A 17,229-nucleotide genomic window follows, 5' to 3' on the forward strand; every position below is an offset into this window, starting at 1 on the left:
GCGATGAGCGCATGACTGCGGGGACGCCCGGGCGGACCGGGTACGACGTGATCGTGGTGGGCGGCGGACACAACGGGTTGGTGGCCGCCGCCTATCTGGCTCGGGCCGGACGGTCGGTGCTGGTGCTGGAGCGCGCGGAGCGCACCGGCGGCGCGGCCGTGTCCGAGCGGCCGTTCGCCGGGTTCGACGCGCGGCTGTCGCGCTACTCGTATCTGGTGAGCCTGCTGCCGGAACGCATTGTGCGGGACCTGGATCTGAGCTTCGAGACCCGTAAGCGCCGCATCTCCTCCTATACGCCGGTGGGTGACACCGGGCTGCTGGTGGACAACGGCTCGGAGTCGGCCACCCGGGAAAGCTTCGCGCAGGTCACCGGTTCGGAGCGGGATTACGCGGCCTGGCAGGACTTCTACGGCATGACCGGGCGACTGGCCCGGCGCGTCTTTCCAACCATGACGCAGCCGTTGCCGACCCGCGCCGAATTGCAGCGCATGGTCGACGATTCCGCGGCCTGGGAGGCGATTTTCGAACGGCCACTGGGGGAATCGGTGGAAGCTCGCTTCGCCGACGATCTGGTGCGCGGCGTGGTGCTCACCGATGCGCTGATCGGCACCTTCACCCACGCCCACGATCCGTCGCTGCTGCAGAACCGCTGCTTCCTCTATCACGTCATCGGCGGCGGCACGGGGGACTGGAATGTGCCGGTCGGCGGCATGGGCGCGCTGACCGACGCGCTGGCCGGCGCGGCGCGCGCGGCCGGGGCCGAGATCCGCACCGGCAGTCTGGTCACCGGCATCGAAACCGACGGCCGCACAGCGGAAGTCCGGGTCTCGGGCCGCCATGGCGAGAGCACGGCGACGGCCCGGCACGTGCTGGTGAACGCCGCGCCCTACGTGCTGGCCGGGCTGCTCGGCGAGCAAGCCGACAAACCCGAGGGCGCCCAGCTGAAGATCAATATGCTGCTGCGGCGGCTGCCGAAACTGCGTGACTCGCACGTGGATCCGCGCACGGCGTTCGCCGGGACCTTCCACATCTCCGAGTCGGCGCGGCAACTCGAGCAGGCCTATCGGGAGGCGGCGGCGGGCGAACTGCCCTCGGCCCCGCCCTCGGAAATCTACTGCCACACCCTGACCGACCCGACGATCCTCGCGCCGGAACTGCTCGAACGCGGATTCCAGACCCTCACACTGTTCGGGATACACACCCCCGCAAAGCTTTTCGCCGATGATCCGCGCGGCACCAAGGACCGGCTGGTGGATGCCACACTGGCACAATTGGATTCGGTACTCGCCGAATCGATCCACGACTGCCTGGCGCTCGACGGTGAGGGCAATCCGTGTGTGGAGGCCCGCACGCCGCTCGAACTCGAGCGGGAGATCTCCCTGCCCGGCGGCCATATCTTCCACGGCGACTTGGCATTTCCCTACCGGAACGAGGCCGATGACGGCCCTGCCGCCCGGTGGGGCGTGTCGACCGGGCACGCCAATATCCTGCTGTGCGGCGCGGGCGCGGTGCGCGGCGGCGGGGTCAGCGGCATCGGCGGCCACAATGCCGCGATGGCCGTGCTCGAAATGGGCCGGGGCGCCGAAAAGGGCTGAGCCTCAATCCAGGCCGCCGTGCTCGGCATCCCAGCGATCCCGGGCGGCGGCCACTCCGGCCATCTGCGCACGCGACCAGTCGGCCAGGTAGAAGGCGACCCGCGCCAGGCTCTCGCCCGACTCGGTGAGCCGGTAGTCCACCTGTGGCGGAATCGTCGGATAGGCGGTGCGCTCCAGAAACCCGTCGCGCCACAGGCGTTTGGTGGTGAGGGTCAGCATGCGCTGGGAAATGCCGGGTATCGCGCGCTGCAATTCGCCGAAGCGTCGCACTCCCTTGCTCAATTCCACCAGCACCAGGATGGTCCACTTGTCGCCGAGGCGTTCGACGGTGTCGCGAATACCGCAGCGATCATCGCCACACGGCCCTTCGGGATTCACCGGCGCGACCTGGTCGGTATCAGCGGTGTTCGTGACTGACAGCAAAGTGCCTTCTTCCCAGCTCACCGCGGCTCCCGCAGGCTCGGTCGTGTCGAAATACACGACTTGCTCAACACGAGGAGAAACGAAAATGATCCTGGTAACCGGTGTCTCGGGCGCGCTGGGCGGACTGGTGCTGGACGGGCTGCGGGCCCGCCCGGAGCTGGAGGTGCTCGCGGGCAGCAGTTCCGGTGACGGCGACACCGTGCGCCGCCTCGACTTCGACGATCCGGCCACGCTCGCCGACGGCCTGCGCGGGGTGGACGTGCTGGTCTTCATTTCCGCCGGGTACGCCGAGGATGATGTGGTGACCGCCCGCCACGGCGCGCTGGTGGCGGCCGCCACGGCCGCGGGGGTGCGGCACGTGATCTACACCAGCCTGTCCACGTCGGCGTCGCACACCTCCATCGCCGTCCCGCATCTGTGGACCGAACAGCAGTTGGCGGCAGCACCTTTCGAATTCACGGTGCTGCGCAACGGTTTCTACAGCGAACTCACCGTCGGTCTGGCCGCGGACGCGATCGAAACCGCCTTCGCCACCGGTGTTTTCACCGCCCCGTTCGGCACCGGCCGGATCTCCGGGGTGTCGCGGCACGATCTGGCCCAGGTCGCGATCCGGGTGGCCGCCGAGGTCGAGGCCGACCTGCGGGCCGGAACACCCAGCGCGCACGCCGGTCGCACCTACGAACTGGAGGGTGTGGGCTCGGTCGACGGTGTCGAGATCGCCGAGCTGCTCGGCGAATCCCTCGGCCGCCCGGTGCAATACCGCGATGTCCCGCTCGCCGATCTGCGCGCCGGTATGCTCGGCAGCGATCTGGAGCCGTACCGGATCGGCCACAGTGTGTCGCTGTTCGCCAATCTCAAGGCGGGCTTCCTGCACGCGACGAGCAGCGACCTGCCCGCCCTGCTGACCGATGCCCCGCGCCTGGTGAGCGACGAGATCGCCGCCGCGCTCGCGCACTCGGCAGCCGCGCTCAGCCGCTCATGAGGTGCGGCGGCCGTGGTCCCCGTGCTGGCCCATGATGTCGGAGCAGCAGCGAATGAAGTACCGCAGCACCGGATCCGCCTCGGAGGCGTCGGGCCACACCACCGCCACCCGGGTGGGGCCGATGCCGTGCACCGGCCGGAACACCACGCCCGGGTAGGCGGTGCGGGCGGTCGAGGCGGGGGTGAAGCTGACGCCGAAACCGTTGGCGATGGCGCGCAGCCATTCCTCGGTGCTGCGCGCGATGGCCCCGATGATGGCGGTGTCGGCGGGCCGGGCGTCCAGGCCCATCCAATAGTCGCGCCACCAACCGGTTTCCGCGGGCGAGGCGACATACGGTTCGTCCCACAGTTCCCGGAACGCGAGGTCCTCGCGCGCGGCCAGCGGATGATCGTGCGGCAGCGCGATCCAGCGCGGCTCGGCGAACAGCTCCCGCACGTGATAGTCCTCCTGGCCCGGGAACGGCAGCCGCAGCAGGGCCACATCCACATCGCCCTCGTCCAGCCCGGCGCTGGGGTCGGTCCAGCCGCCGGTGTGGATGTCGACCTGCCAGTCCGGGTGCAGCCGGTGGAAGACCTGGATGATCTCCGGAATGTGGCTGTCGGCAGCGCTGTTGACGCAGCCCAGCCGCAGCACCCGGGAGGCGCGGCTGGCATCGCTCTTGGTGTCGCGCAGTATCCGATCCCAGGACGCCAGCAGCGGCGGGATCTGTTCGGCCAGCACCTTCCCGGCCGCGGTCAGCGTCCAGCCCGCGCGGGACCGGATGAACAGTTCCACGCCCAGCTGCTGTTCGAGCTGTTTGATCTGGGTCGCCAGCGCGGGCTGCGCGACGTGCAGTCGCTGCGCCGCCCGCGGCAGGTTCTCCGCATCCGCGACTGCCAGGAAGTAACGCAGCAGTCGCGTGTCGATATCCATGCCACCAGGTTAGGAACAGGGCAACCGGTAGGCATACCCCAAGCCTTGGAAGACGGGATATGAGGCGGATGCTATCGGCGGTTCCGGACAGGTCTGTCGCCCATCTCACGCTAGATTCATTTGCTAGAAGATTGCCTGATCAGTAGACCGGAAGACGCGCCCCCGCAACCGCGTGGGACGCCATCGAGTACGGAGGCGATCGGTACGAGCGAGCGGCATCTGCCCCAGCACCGGCGGTCACAGCAGGGCCGGGGTCCCATGACACGCGGTCTCTACGGGGCGACCCGCAAGGCCGCGGGATCCATGGACCGCTGGCTGCGGCGGGTCAGCGCCGACACCGCCGCACCGCCCGAGGAAGCGCCCGAACCGGTGGAGCCGCCGGTCTCACAGGACCTGCTGGACCTGCTGCGCCATCTCGGTGTCGCGCTCATCCGCTCCGGTGAGACCACCACCCGGGTGCAGGACATCCTCGACGATCTGGCGCGGCGCTACGACGTCGACGAGGTGCACTTCTTCGTGCTGCCCACGGGAGTGTTCGTGCGCGTGCAGGATTCGCGCGGCTCGGCGGTCGACCTGTTGGAGGCCGACTCCGACACGCTGCGCCTGGATCAGATCGCCGCGCTCTACCGGCTCATCGACGACATCAAGACCCATGTGCCGCCGCCCGCCGAGGCGACCGCCCAGCTGGCCCGCATCCTCACCTCTCCACAGCCCACCCCCGTCTGGCGGCTGCTGCTGGGCAACGTGGTGCTGACGGTGGGCCTGGGCCTGATGCTCAATCCCACCTCGAACGCGCTGCTCGGCTATATCGTGCTGGGCTTGGTGGTCCAGCTGCTGCTGATGGCGGCCGATCGGTTCCGGCTGCTCTCGACCGGGCTGCCCGTGGTCGCCGGGGCGCTGGTCACGTTGCTGTCCTTCGGTTTTCCCAATGCGCTCGGCGGCGGCAATCCGTCCCAGCTGCTGATCCCGTCGGTGTCGAGTCTGCTGCCGGGTGCGGCGCTGACCAACGGGTCGATCGAATTGGCCACCGGCAGCATGGTGGCCGGGGCCAGCCGCACCATCTACGGCTTCAACAAACTGCTGCTGCTGGCCTTCGGCATCCTCATCGGCCTGCAGCTGCTGGGCACCCTGCCGTCGGCGAAACCGGCGCACGGGGGTGGATTGGGCTGGTGGACACCGGTACTCGGGGTGCTGCTGATCGGCCTGGGCCACAGCTGGCGGGCGAGCGCGCCGAAGAAGTCGCTGGGCTGGCTGCTGATCGTGCTGTACGCGGCCTTCTGCGGGCAGCAGCTGGGCCAGCAGCTGCACGGTGGCGGACTGCTCGGTTCGTTCCTCGGCGGCATGATCGCGGTGCCCGTCGCCTACCTGGTGCAGCGCAGCAACGACGCCCCGCCCACCCAGGTGGTGTTCCTGCCCGCGTTCTGGATGCTGGTGCCCGGTGGCATGGGACTGACCGGGGTTTCGGAACTGGTGACCAAGAACGATCCCAACGGCCTGCACGTGATCGTGAACGCGGTGCTCACCATTCTCGCCATCGCCATGGGCGTGCTGGTCGGGTCCGGACTGGTGTCCTCGACGCGGCGACCGCGACTGGAGAACATGGTCGAGGACTGGCTGGGCCCCGACACCGGCAGGCATGCCGCCGGCGGTGCCCCTGAAACTCAGCGCACGACAGGCAGTTCCGAGCCCGGATCGGCGAGCCAGAGCAGCCAGTGAGGCGCGAGTAATGCCGCGAACTCGTCATAGCCGGGCGCGCCCGGGTGATATCCGTCGCCCGCGGTGACCTCCCGCATCCAGACGGTGTTCTCGCGTAGCGGGTGATGCGTCCGCAGATACGGCACCTTGACCTCTTCACAGAGGTCGGCGTAGCGGGTGTCCAACGCCAGGATCCGGGCATTGTGCGCATCGTCGACATTGGGCGGCGGCGCGACCACCATTGTCTGCCAACCCCTTTCCCGCGCCGTGCGCAGGATGGCGGCCAGGTTCCGCACCGAGTCCTCGAGGTCGACGCGTGGGCGGCCGTCCTCGAACTGGGTGTCGTTGACGCCGGTGGAGATCACCACCCGGGCGTCCGAGCCCGCCGGTAGCCGGAGCGCGCACTCGGCCTCCCAGCGCAACGACAGCTCGGTGCTGTTCTCGCGCCGGATCCCGAGGTTGTAATAGGTCAGCGGTTGCCCCGCCGCAATGGCTCTGGCGGCCAACCGCCCGGCCCAGCCCAGGCATTTCTGATCACCGACCCCCGCCACGAAGGACTCACCGATGAAGCAGACACGCAGATCGAGCACCACGCACCGATCCTCGCACGCCCCTTCACAATCCATCGCACTCTGGTATTAAGCAGGAATAACAGGTAGTTCGCGGGATCCGCGGAGTTGTACATTCCGGACTGCGCGCAGCGGACACCGGATCGAACACTGTTACGGTTACCGGCGTGTTGGGTGACCTCGGAAGAGGCCGCCTGGCGCATACTCACACCGAGCCGACCATGGGACCGCAGCCGTTCCCACGATCCGAAAGCGCGAATAGGACATGCGAGTCGACGGGCGGGAGATTCCCGTCTCCGGCAGCCTGCTGCAGCCGCGGATCCGCCGGACCAGTGACATCTTGCGCGTTGCGCTGTCCGCGTTGGCGGTGGCCATCGTCATCACCGGATCGCTGATCACCCGGCCCCAGTGGGAACAGCTGGAGCGATCGGTCTCGGGCATCGTGGGCTTCCTGACCCCGGAACAGTCCAACCTGGTCTACATCGTCTACGGCATCGCGATTCTGGCACTGCCCTTCGCCATCCTGGTGCGGCTGGTGCTGCGCCGGCAGTGGAAACTGCTGGCGGGCTTCATCTCCGCGGGCCTGATCGCGCTCGGCCTGTTCTCCATCACCGGCACCGGTTTCACCGCGCCGCGCTGGCATCTGTCGGAACCGCAGCAGGTCAATACCTTCCTGTCGCAGTTCCTCGACGATCCGCGCTGGATCGCCATGCTGGCGGCGGTGCTCACGGTGGCCAGCCCGTGGCTGCCCACCCGCTGGCGGCGCTGGTGGTGGACGCTGCTGCTGGCCTTCGTGCCCATCCACCTGTTCGTCTCGCTGGTGGTGCCCGCGCGCGCCGCCCTCGGGCTGGTGGTGGGCTGGCTGATCGGCGCGGTGATCGTGCTGGTGGTCGGCACACCCGCACTGGAGGTGCCCCTCGATGCTGCGGTGCGGGTGCTGGCCCGGCGCGGCTTCCGGGTGACCGCCTTCAAGGTGCTGCGCCCGGCCGCGCGCGGGCCGCTGGTGCTCTCGGCGAGCACGGTGCCGCAACCGGAGCTGAGTGCCGCGGCGGCATCGGCCGCGGACAGCGAAACCCCGTCGCCCGACAATGAATTGATTCTCGAGCTGTACGGCGCGAATCAGCGCAGCCGCGGCATGCTGCAGCAGCTCAAGCGCTGGCTGACCATCCGCAGCGGCGAATATCCGGCCTCCTTCGCCTCCATGCGGCGCGCGGTCGAGCATCGCGCGCTGATGGGTTTCGCCATCGCGGATCTGGGGCTGGCCAGCAACAAGCCGCTCACCGTCGCGGCACTGGACCGCAGCTGGATGATGTACGCGCACACCGTCCCCCAGGGTCGCCCGCTCGCCGCCTCCGACAGCGAGAAGACGCTGACCAGCGCCTGGCGCGCGCTCAACAGCATGCATCAGGCACAGATCTCGCACGGCGATCTGCGCACCGACGAGATTCGGGTACTCGACGACGACACCGTGCTCTTCGAAGGCTTCGTGCAGTCCGAATTCGGCGCCTACAAGGTGCGTTTCGACTCCGATGTGGCGCAGCTGCTGCTGAGTTCGTCCGCCCTGTTCGGCCCCGAACCGGCGGTGCGCACCGCTCTCGAGGTGCTCGACAAGCAGGCCGTGCTGGACGCCTCGACCCGGCTCACCAAGACCGCCATGCCCGCGCATCTGCGCAAGGCGGTGCCGGAGGCGGGCGCGCTCATGAAGGATCTGCGCGCCGAGGTGGCCGAGCAGACCGGACAGGACAAGATCGCGGCCGCGCAGGTCACCCGGTTCTCGCGCAATCAGATCGTGCAGCTGGTGCTGCTCATCGGCCTGGTCTACGTGGCCTACCCCTACATCAGCCAGGTGCCGACCTTCTTCACCGAACTGCACAACCTGCACTGGGGCTGGGCGGCTTTGGGCCTGACGGTCTCGGCGCTGACCTATGTCGGTGCGGCAATGGCGTTGTGGGCGTGCGCTTCCGAGGCCGTGAAGTTCCGCAACCTGCTGCTCATGCAGATCGCCAATACCTTCGCCGCGACCACTACTCCGGCCGGTGTCGGCGGTCTGGCGCTGAGTGTGCGATTCCTGCAGAAGGGCGGCCTGGGCGCGGTGCGCGCCACCGCGGCCGTGGCCCTGCAGCAGACCGTGCAGGTGGTCACGCACCTGGTGCTGCTGCTGATCTTCGGTGCGGCGGCGGGGGTTTCGACGAACCTGTCGCATTTCGTGCCCAGTGCCACCGTGCTGTATTTCGTCGCGGGCGCGCTGCTGGGCCTGCTCGGCGCGACCATGTTCATTCCCAAGATCCGCCGCTGGCTGCTCAACGAGGTGCGTCCGCAGCTGGCGGAGGTGGTGGCGCAGTTGAAGGATCTGGGGCGACGCCCCGGTCGCCTCGGCATGATCATCGCCGGTTGCGCGACCACCACCCTGGGCTCCGCGCTGGCGCTGTGGGCGAGCATCGAAGCCTTCGGCGGCTCCACGACTTTCGTGACGGTCACCATCGTCACCATGGTCGGTGGCACGCTGGCCTCGGCCGCCCCGACACCCGGTGGTGTGGGCGCTGTGGAAGCCGCCCTCATCGGTGGCCTGGCCGCCTTCGGAGTCGAGGCGGGGATCGCCGTCCCCGCCGTCCTCCTCTACCGCGTGCTGACCTGCTGGCTGCCCGTGTTCTGCGGCTGGCCGATCATGCGCTGGCTCACCCGCAAGGACATGATCTAGGCCGAATATTCTTTGCGGAGTTCGACCTTCACGACCTTGCCGCTGGCATTGCGGGGCAGCTCGGCGACGATCACCAGATGCTTGGGGTGCTTGTAGCGAGCCAGTGAATCGTTCAGGAACGGTTCCAGCTCTTCGAGAGTCAGGTCCTCGACACCGGGCATCAACGCCACCACGGCGACCGGCACCTCGCCCCACTTCTCGTGCTTGCGCCCGACGACCGCGGCCTCGTGGATCTTGGGGTGGGCGAAGAGCACGTTCTCGATCTCGGCGCAGTAGATGTTCTCGCCCCCGGAGATGATCATGTCCTTCTTGCGGTCCACCACGTAGACGAAGCCCTCCTCGTCCACTCGGACCAGGTCGCCGGAGTGGAACCAGCCGCCGTGGAAAGCTTCCGCGGTGGCCTCGGGCTTGTTCCAGTAGCCCTGCATGAGAGTCGGTCCGCGATAGACGATCTCGCCGATCTCGCCGGGCGCGACATCATTCATCTCGTCGTCGACCACGCGGGCCTGGATGGTCGGGATGGGCTTGCCGACCGAGCCGAGCTTGCGCAGCGCGTCCTCGCCGTCGAGCACGCAGGTGATGGGCGACATCTCGGTCTGGCCGAACACCGCGACATTGGAGGCGTCCGGGAAGCAGTCGGCCATGGCGCGCAGCACGCTGTCCGAGGCCGGGGCCGCACCCCACGACAGTCCCTTCAACGCGAGCTTGCGCTGCTTGACCGTCGGCTCCTCGCAGATGAGCTGCCACTGCGCGGGCACACAGAACGCGGTGGTGGCCTGCTCGGCCTCGATGGCGTCGAGGAACTGGGTGGCGTCGAACGCGCCGAGCGGATGCAGCACGGTCTTGCTGCCGAGCAGGAAAGCCGGGGTGAGACTGCCCAATCCGGCGATGTGGAACAGCGGCGAAGTGCAGAAGCCGATGGAATCGGTGGTGACGCCGAGGGCCCGGATACAGGTCAGCGCCTGCGAATTCATGTTCGCGTGGGTCAGCACCGCGCCCTTGGGGGTGCCGGTGGTGCCCGAGGTGTACATGATCAGGCTGGGCGTGTCCTCCGGAATGTCCAGCGGCGCATGGGGTTCACCCGCCTCGGCGAGCGCGTCGTCGTAGCCGAGCACGCCCTCGGCGGTCTGCCCGTTGATCACGACGACGGTGTCGAGACCAACGGCCTGCCCGGCCACACCCACGGCCAACGGCTGCAGCACCGAATCGGTGACGATCGCCTTGGCGCCCGAGTCGGCCACGATGTAGGCGACCTCGGGCGGGGTGAGCCGGAAGTTCACGGGTACCGCGATGGCGCCCAGAGCATTGATGCCCATGACCGCCTCGATGTACTCGGTGTAGTTGAGCGCCAGGATGAGCACCCGATCGCCGAACCCGACCCCTCGACGGGACAGCGCGTCGGCGAACTTCTCCGACCGTTCGTGGAGCTGCTTCCAGCTGGTGTCGACGCCCTTGCACCGGAAGGCGACATGGTCCGGCCGCATGGCCGCGTGGGTCGCGATCTGGTTCACCCAGTGATTGCGACGCGACCGAATCGGCTCGTCTAGCGGCTGGAAGGTCATGCAGTGTCCTTTCACGCTGGTCGAGCGTGAGAATACTCGCTAACTTTCTGAAGTGACAAGGGTTACAGAGAAGGTTTCATTGAAAAGTTCTCACCACTTCAACCAGCAGCTCAAGACATAAATACGGAGGTGGACGAGAAGTCGGTGCGCGAGCAGTTATCCACAGGCAGGACCGAAATACGCCATCGGACCAGCAAACTCCGGCTCACATCGGGGTTGTCGCCCCATATGCAACTATGCGAGTATCAGGGCAGTCGCGAGAGGCAGGGAGAGGACAGCCCCATGGCACTGAAGACCAAGTTCACCGAGACGTTCGGCGTCGAACACCCGATCGTCCAGGGCGGCATGATGTGGGTCGGCCGGGCCGAGCTCGCCGCCGCGGTCTCCGAGGCCGGCGGTCTCGGCATCATCACCGCGCTCACCCAGCCCACCCCGGATGATCTGCTGCGCGAGATCGAGCGCGCGCGGGAGCTGACCGACAAGCCGATCGGCGTGAACGTCACCATCCTGCCGTCGATCAACCCGCCGCCCTACCAGGACTACGTCAAGGCGATCATCGAGTCCGGCGTGAAGATCGTGGAGACCGCCGGGTCCAACCCGGAGCCCTTCCTTCCTTATTACAAGGAGGCCGGGATCAAGGTGCTGCACAAGTGCACCAGCGTGCGGCACGCGCTCAAGGCGCAGAAGATCGGCGTGGACGGCGTGTCCATCGACGGCTTCGAGTGCGCGGGCCACCCGGGCGAGGACGACGTCCCGGGCCTGATCCTGATTCCGGCCGCCACCAAGGCCCTCGACATTCCGGTCATCGCCTCCGGCGGCATCGCCGATGCGCGCGGCCTGGTCGCGGCGCTGGCGCTGGGCGCGGACGGCGTGAACATGGGCACCCGCTTCATGTGCACCCAGGAGTCGGCGATTCACCAGACGGTCAAGGAGCAGATCGTCGCGAATTCCGAGCGCGCCACCCAGCTCATCTTCCGCACCATGCACAACACCGCGCGGGTGGCCGACAACGAGATCAGCCGCAAGGTCGTCGAAATCGAAAAGGCCGGCGGCAAGTTCGAGGACGTGCGGGATCTGGTCGCGGGTGCGCGCGGTCGCCGCGTCTTCGAAGAGGGCGATCTGGACGCCGGCATCTGGTCGGCCGGTCAGGTGCAGGGTCTCATCGACGACATCCCGACCTGCGGTGAGCTGGTGTCGCGGATGGTGTCCGAGGCCGAGGCGCTGATCGGTCAGCGGCTCGCGGGCATGATCGGATAATTCCGGCGAAAGTCGGTACGTCCCAGACAATTACGGCAATGGGCCCTTGGCAATCGTGCCAAGGGCTCTTGCCATTTCTGCTATCGCTGACCGCTGTATCCGTCATGCTTTCAGTACACGACGGATGGCGGAGGTGCCTGAAATGGCAATCACTCGAATCTATCTCGACGACGACGCGCTGCGCCGAGCCATGGCCATCTCCGGTGTGTACACCGAACAGGATGCGGTGAACCTAGCGTTGAGATTCTTCAGCGCACACGCCACCGCCGAGGATTTCGACCACCCCTTTCCGGCGCGGACGGCCTAGGGCCCGGTAAGCCCAGCCCCCAGCGGGTATGGGACGCACCTGCGTGAAAGCCCTTCTGGGCGCGCCGAAATCTTGGCAGAATCGCGGGTGGTACCTCGGCGGCCGACAGCGCGCGGACACGGGAGGACATTCCTGTGGGGCACAGCAGCAGAGCATCGACCGATCCCACCCCGTTTCCGCGGGTGTCGATCGTCGGTGTCGGCTGCCGGGCGACTGGTACCGACTTCGACCACGAGTGGTTCGGCCTGGACCGCCTCGCGGCCGCCGGTCTGACCCCGCGCCAGCGCACCAATCTGGAAGTCGCCGTGGAGGCCCTCGACGACTCCGGATTGGGTTGCCTGGCACCGGCGTCCAACGCGGCGGTGGTCTTCGGCGCGATCGGCGGCACCAATTCCGCCCACCACCTGTCCAGGGCGCTGGACCTGCGCGGCCCCAGCCTGACCGTCGACAGCCAGCGCGCCTCGCCCTTGGTGGCGGTCGACATGGGCGTCCGACTGCTGGCCGACGAATCGGTCCCCTTCGTGCTCGCGGGCGGCGTGGATCTCACTCTGCTACCGGACATTTCGGACCTTCGCCTGCCGGTGCCCCGGACCGGAGGCACCGGCGTCTGCACCGTCCTGGTGCTGCAACGCACCACCGACGCGCTGCGGACCGGAAGCCGCCGCTACGCGGAAATCGGCGGCCCCGCACTCGGATTCCCCGAGGCCGACAGCCTCGACGCGCACATCGCCCTGGACGACCCCGCCCGCGCGACCCACGACCGCGACCGCGGCGACGAACCACCGGTGCTGGTCCCGATCAGCGGCCCCGATCCGGCCACCGTCCACGCGCTCGCGCTGCGCTGGGCCGTCGCGCTCGGCTCCTACCGCTCGCTGCGCGAATTCGCCTCCTCGACAGCACGGCTCGTCCCCGAACACACCCGCGCCGTCATCCTCGCCCGGGACAGCGCCGACGCGTCGGCCCAGCTACGAACGCTCTCGCGGCGCATCGCCCACGCGCCACCCACCGCCACCGGCATCTTCGATCCGGCCCACACTCCCCACGACGGCCGGACCCTGTTCCTGTTCCCCGGCACCGGATTCCACCCGCGCATGGGCCGCCGCCTCGCCGCCCGCTACCCGATCTTCGCGACCGCCCTGACCACCGCGGTGGACGCCGTCGCCGCCGCGGGCGGCCCCCGGGTCTGGACACCCCGGCACGGATTCCACCGCACCGGCGAGAACGACTGTGCCGAGGTGGTATTCGAGCAGGCGGCATTGTTCGCATTCCAGGTGGCCTTGGCCGAATTGCTCGAGACGTGGGGGATCCACGCGGACGCGCTGGCCGGGCACGGGGCCGGAGAGGTCGCCGCCGCGGTGGCGTGCGGTGGGCTGTCGATCGAGGACGGGGCACGGGTGACGGTGGCGCGGGCGCGGTTGCTCGCGCACGCCGGATCGGGCGGAGCCGCCGCGGTCCTCGAAGGGACCCGGGCGGAAGTGACCCGGCTGCTCGAGCCCATGCGCGCCGAGGTCGCGCTGGCGGCGGTGGACGGTCCGACCACCATCACCGTGTCCGGCGAGCCGCGCTACGTCGAAGCCTTGGTGCGTCGGGCTCATCGCCGCGCCATCTTCGCCCAACTCCTTGCGCCCGATGCCGTGTCCCGGCCCGCTCACCTGCCCGCGGTTCGCCGCCGGATCGACGAATTACGCGGTGACCTTTCCGATTTGGCACCGGTCCCGCCCGCGCGCCCGCTGTATTCGACAACTCGGCGCGGCGAACTCGCGGCACGGCTGGATGCCGACTATTGGGCCGACAATGCGTCGTGCGGTGTCGAACTGGCCGCCGCGCTGGAACGCGCTGCCGCCGAGGGAATCACGACCGTGCTGGAGATCGGCCCCTACCCGGTGCTGACACCCGGGCTGCGCGATCACGCCCCCGCTCGTGCCGTGCTGACCCGGGACGACGAGGCCGAGAGCCTGCTGCGCACCATCGCGGAATGGTATCTGGAGGGGCGTTCGGTGGACTGGACGGCACTCGGCCCGCACCTCGCCGGACCGCCGCAACGGCAATGGCGCAGAGGCGATTCCGGCGACACCCGGCACCGGCCACACTCCGAGTACGGGACGGCCGAGATCGTTCCAGTGTTCCCCGCCATCGAAATCCGACCCGAAGGCGCGTACGTGGTGGCGGGTGGGCTGGGGGCGCAGGGGGAGGCGGCGGTGCGGTGGCTGCTGGGGGCGGGAGCGCGGGATGTGGTGGTGCTGACCCGGTCCCCGCGGCCGCTGCCGACCGGGTTGGCGGGGATGGAGGATCGCATCGTGGTGATGCGGTGCGACTGCGCGGATCGGACGGATCTGGCGATGGCGCTGCAGGACATTCGCGAGTGCGGGGCCGCGATTCGCGGCGTGGTGCACGCGTCGGGCGAGACGCGGCTGGTGGCGGCCGCGAATCTGCTGGAGCTGACCGCGGCCGATCCGACGGATTTCACCGTGCTGCTGACCCCGGTGCCCGGGACCGGTGAACCCGAGGCGGTGCGGGAATTCGCGGCAGCGCAGGCGGATCGGCGCGTCATATGCGTGGATTGGGAGGTCGGGCCCGCCGCCTAGGGCAGGATGACTCCATGGCGGACCCAGAGATCACGGTCAAGTGGAAGAAAGAGCCGGACGAGCACGACTATCCGGCCGCTGCGGACTACTTGGAGATGCTGGCCGACGCGACCACCATCGACAAGGTGGTGCAGGAGTTGCGGGCCGCGCCGATCGTCTACAAGAAGGCCAAGGACCTGCTGCGGGCCTCCGCGCTCGACGCCCTGCCCACCTCCAACCCGTACGTGCGGCGTGACCTGCAGAAGATCGTCACCGGCAAGGCGCTCTCGCCGATCCTGGTGGTGGCCGGGGACTTCCGCAAGGGCGTGCCCATGGTGATCGCCGACGGCTACCACCGGGTGTGCGCCATTTACTACACCGACGAGAACATCGCGATCCCCGTGAAGATCGCCGCCCTACCGCACTGACGAGACGACACCGTGAACTTTCAGACCCTCACCCTCATCACCCTGCTCGGCCTGGCCGGGCCCTGGCTGGCCTGGCGGCAGTCCTGGCATCTGCCGGTCATCCTGGGCGAGCTGCTGGCCGGAATCGTCTGCGGCACCACGGGCTTACGGCTGCTGCACCCGGAGGACCCCACCTTCACCTTCCTCGCCGATGTCGGTTTCGCGGTGGTCATGTTCGTGGCGGGCACCCATGTGCCGGTGCGCGACGCGTCCATCCGCTCGGCCCTCGGCCGGGGCGCACTGCGTGCGGCCGTGGTGGGCGTGCTCGCCATGATCGCCGGGCAGGGCATCGCGGTCTGGTTCGACACCGGGCACGGACTGCTCTACGCGGTGCTGCTGGCCTCCTCCTCGGCGGCCATCGTGCTGCCCATCCTCGACTCGCAGGGGCTGACCGGAAAGTCGGTGCTGGAGTTGACCGCCCAGGTGGCGATCGCGGATGCGGCGGCGGTGGTGGCGCTGCCGCTGGTGATCGATCCGGGCAATGCGGGCCGGGCCGCGATCGGCGCGCTGCTGGTGGCCGCGGCGGCGGTGGCCGTCTACTTCTTCCTGCGCTGGATCGAGGATTCCGGCATCCGGCATCGGCTGCACAAGGTGTCCGAGGATCGGCAGTTCGCCCTGGAACTGCGGGTCAGCCTGGCGCTGCTGTTCGCGCTCGGCGCGCTGGCCACCCGCAGTCACGTCTCGATCATGCTGGCGGGCTTCGCACTCGGTCTGGTGGTGGCGGCCATCGGGGAACCGCGCCGGGTCGCCCGGCAGCTCTTCGCCCTCAGCGACGGCTTCTTCGCACCGCTGTTCTTCGTCTGGCTGGGCGCGCGATTGAATCTGCGCGAGTTCGGCGACCACCCGTACCTGATCCTGCTGGGCCTGGCGCTCGGCGGCGGAGCCGTCCTCGTGCACGCACTGATGCGCTTCCTCGGTCAGCCGGTCCCGTTGGGCACCATCGCTTCCGCGCAGATCGGCGTCCCGGTCGCCGCGGTCACCGTCGGCACCCAACTGCATGTCCTGAAACCCGGTGAACCGGCCGCGCTCATGCTGGGCGCGCTGATCACCATCGCGGCCGCCGCCTGGGGTGCCCGGGAGGCCGCCACGGCACAACCGGGGAGTCCGGCTCCACCGCAGGGTGATTCGAAGTCCTGAACCGGGTCAGTCGGCGTCGCGGCCCAGGAGCTTGTCGGTCTCGCGACGTTCACGCTTGGTCGGACGGCCCGCGCCGCGATCGCGATGCGGCATCAACGCCGTCAGCTGCGGGTCCGGCGGGGGCGGGCTCTTGTCGATCATGACCTGCACGACCACGGCCGCCCCGACCCGCTTGGTGATGAGTTGCTCGACGATGACGATGCGTTCGGAACCATTGACACGAACCCGGATCTCGTCGCCCGGCTTGAGGTTGTGCGCCGGTTTCACGGGCACGCCGTTGACCTTCACATGCCCGGCGCGACAGGCCGCGGCGGCCGCCGAACGGGTTTTGAAAATGCGCACGGCCCAGGTCCAAGAATCAACTCGGGCCTGGGCCGTAGTGCTCAGTGGAGCAGGGGTCACGTCTCGACGATACTGCGACGCGACCCGAAGATCGAAACTCGCTACGCGGCGATGCGGCGCGCGGTGACCACCTGGCTGGGGTGCAGGTTGGTGTACGACACCGGGGTGCCGGTCTGCACGGCGTTCAGCAGCTTGCCGTCACCGGCGTAGATGCCGACGTGGCCGCCGCCGTTGGTGATGACGATGTCACCGGGCTGCAGGTCCTCGAAGGCGACCGGAGCGCCGACGTTGGACTGCTCGAAGCTGGTGCGGGGCAGCTCGATTCCGGCCTGCTTGTAGGCCCACTGCACGAGGCCGGAGCAGTCGAAGGAGTACGGGCCGGTCGCGCCCCAGGAGTACTGGGCGCCGACCTTGGTCTCGGCGGCGTGCAGGGCGATATCGCCGACGCTGCTGGACTTCTGCTGGAACAGGGAGGGCAGCTGGAACTGCGGTGCGGCGGGCGCGGCGGCCTGGGGGGCCGGCGCCAGCGCCGTCGCGGCGTCCTTGGCAGCCTGGTTGAACTGCTGCACCTGGGGTGCGAATTGGTCGGGCACATCGAAGTTTCCGATGCCCGGGATGTCGAGGGTCGCGGCGCTGGCGGTGATCGCCGGGAACGCACCCGTTGTCGTCGCGGCCATCGCACCCATGACGATGGCACCCTTGACGGAATTCGGAAGTCT

At 68.6% G+C, this 17,229-nt stretch carries 15 protein-coding genes; 9 read left to right on the forward strand and 6 right to left on the reverse strand.

Features of this window, described 5'->3' with window-relative positions; translation table 11 throughout:
- Window positions 1-11 precede the first annotated feature (11 nt).
- On the forward strand, window positions 12-1,595 hold the full coding sequence (locus ACFXHA_RS20485) for a phytoene desaturase family protein (RefSeq protein ID WP_379358940.1): 1,584 nt from the start codon (window positions 12-14) through the stop codon (window positions 1,593-1,595).
- Window positions 1,596-1,598: 3 nt separating this feature from the next.
- Here ACFXHA_RS20485 and ACFXHA_RS20490 read toward each other — a convergent pair whose 3' ends face one another.
- Window positions 1,599-2,018 (reverse strand): winged helix-turn-helix transcriptional regulator, encoded by a 420-nt coding sequence (locus tag ACFXHA_RS20490; RefSeq protein ID WP_379358942.1) that lies wholly within the window; start codon window positions 2,016-2,018, stop codon window positions 1,599-1,601.
- Window positions 2,019-2,103: 85 nt separating this feature from the next.
- Here ACFXHA_RS20490 and ACFXHA_RS20495 point away from each other — a divergent pair, with 85 nt between their 5' ends.
- On the forward strand, window positions 2,104-3,000 hold the full coding sequence (locus ACFXHA_RS20495) for an NmrA family NAD(P)-binding protein (protein WP_379358944.1): 897 nt from the start codon (window positions 2,104-2,106) through the stop codon (window positions 2,998-3,000).
- Here the strand turns inward: ACFXHA_RS20495 and ACFXHA_RS20500 are convergent.
- Window positions 2,995-3,912 carry a LysR family transcriptional regulator gene (locus ACFXHA_RS20500; protein WP_379358946.1) on the reverse strand — a complete coding sequence of 306 codons (918 nt, stop codon included), beginning with the start codon at window positions 3,910-3,912 and terminating at the stop codon, window positions 2,995-2,997. The genes ACFXHA_RS20495 and ACFXHA_RS20500 overlap by 6 nt on opposite strands.
- A 258-nt stretch (window positions 3,913-4,170) precedes the next feature.
- On the opposite strand from ACFXHA_RS20500, the gene ACFXHA_RS20505 reads away from it, so the two are divergent.
- The gene (locus tag ACFXHA_RS20505) at window positions 4,171-5,628 is read left to right on the forward strand and encodes a threonine/serine exporter ThrE family protein (RefSeq protein ID WP_379358948.1); all 1,458 of its coding nucleotides are present in this window, start codon (window positions 4,171-4,173) and stop codon (window positions 5,626-5,628) included.
- On the opposite strand, the gene ACFXHA_RS20510 is transcribed toward ACFXHA_RS20505, so the two are convergent.
- Complete coding sequence (locus ACFXHA_RS20510; protein WP_379358950.1) at window positions 5,574-6,200, reverse strand: GDSL-type esterase/lipase family protein; 627 nt, start codon at window positions 6,198-6,200, stop codon at window positions 5,574-5,576. The genes ACFXHA_RS20505 and ACFXHA_RS20510 overlap by 55 nt on opposite strands.
- Before the next feature lie 241 nt (window positions 6,201-6,441).
- On the opposite strand from ACFXHA_RS20510, the gene ACFXHA_RS20515 reads away from it, so the two are divergent.
- Window positions 6,442-8,874: a flippase-like domain-containing protein gene (locus ACFXHA_RS20515; protein WP_379358952.1), complete on the forward strand. Its 2,433-nt coding sequence runs from the start codon at window positions 6,442-6,444 to the stop codon at window positions 8,872-8,874.
- On the opposite strand, the gene fadD5 is transcribed toward ACFXHA_RS20515, so the two are convergent.
- Window positions 8,871-10,436 (reverse strand): fatty-acid--CoA ligase FadD5, encoded by a 1,566-nt coding sequence (fadD5, locus tag ACFXHA_RS20520; protein ID WP_379358954.1) that lies wholly within the window; start codon window positions 10,434-10,436, stop codon window positions 8,871-8,873. The genes ACFXHA_RS20515 and fadD5 overlap by 4 nt on opposite strands.
- Window positions 10,437-10,718: 282 nt before the next feature.
- Here fadD5 and ACFXHA_RS20525 point away from each other — a divergent pair, with 282 nt between their 5' ends.
- From ACFXHA_RS20525 to ACFXHA_RS20545, 5 genes are all read left to right on the forward strand, one after another.
- A complete protein-coding gene (locus ACFXHA_RS20525) occupies window positions 10,719-11,693 on the forward strand; it encodes an NAD(P)H-dependent flavin oxidoreductase (protein ID WP_379358956.1) in 975 nt (324 codons plus the stop codon).
- A gap of 142 nt (window positions 11,694-11,835) precedes the next feature.
- A complete protein-coding gene (locus tag ACFXHA_RS20530; RefSeq protein ID WP_379358958.1) occupies window positions 11,836-12,000 on the forward strand; it encodes a type II toxin-antitoxin system VapB family antitoxin in 165 nt (54 codons plus the stop codon).
- 134 nt (window positions 12,001-12,134) lie between these two features.
- Window positions 12,135-14,585 carry an acyltransferase domain-containing protein gene (locus ACFXHA_RS20535; RefSeq protein WP_379358960.1) on the forward strand — a complete coding sequence of 817 codons (2,451 nt, stop codon included), beginning with the start codon at window positions 12,135-12,137 and terminating at the stop codon, window positions 14,583-14,585.
- 14 nt (window positions 14,586-14,599) lie between these two features.
- Complete coding sequence (locus ACFXHA_RS20540) at window positions 14,600-14,992, forward strand: hypothetical protein (RefSeq protein ID WP_379358962.1); 393 nt, start codon at window positions 14,600-14,602, stop codon at window positions 14,990-14,992.
- Window positions 14,993-15,004: 12 nt separating this feature from the next.
- Window positions 15,005-16,168 carry a cation:proton antiporter gene (locus ACFXHA_RS20545; protein ID WP_379358964.1) on the forward strand — a complete coding sequence of 388 codons (1,164 nt, stop codon included), beginning with the start codon at window positions 15,005-15,007 and terminating at the stop codon, window positions 16,166-16,168.
- 6 nt (window positions 16,169-16,174) lie between these two features.
- Here the strand turns inward: ACFXHA_RS20545 and ACFXHA_RS20550 are convergent, their stop codons facing one another.
- Window positions 16,175-16,555 (reverse strand): RNA-binding S4 domain-containing protein, encoded by a 381-nt coding sequence (locus tag ACFXHA_RS20550; protein ID WP_379359615.1) that lies wholly within the window; start codon window positions 16,553-16,555, stop codon window positions 16,175-16,177.
- Window positions 16,556-16,611: 56 nt separating this feature from the next.
- Window positions 16,612-17,196 (reverse strand): C40 family peptidase, encoded by a 585-nt coding sequence (locus tag ACFXHA_RS20555; protein ID WP_379358966.1) that lies wholly within the window; start codon window positions 17,194-17,196, stop codon window positions 16,612-16,614.
- Window positions 17,197-17,229: the final 33 nt, after the last annotated feature.

This window comes from Nocardia sp. NPDC059240 (assembly GCF_042753865.1).
In the GTDB taxonomy this organism is placed as follows: domain Bacteria; phylum Actinomycetota; class Actinomycetes; order Mycobacteriales; family Mycobacteriaceae; genus Nocardia.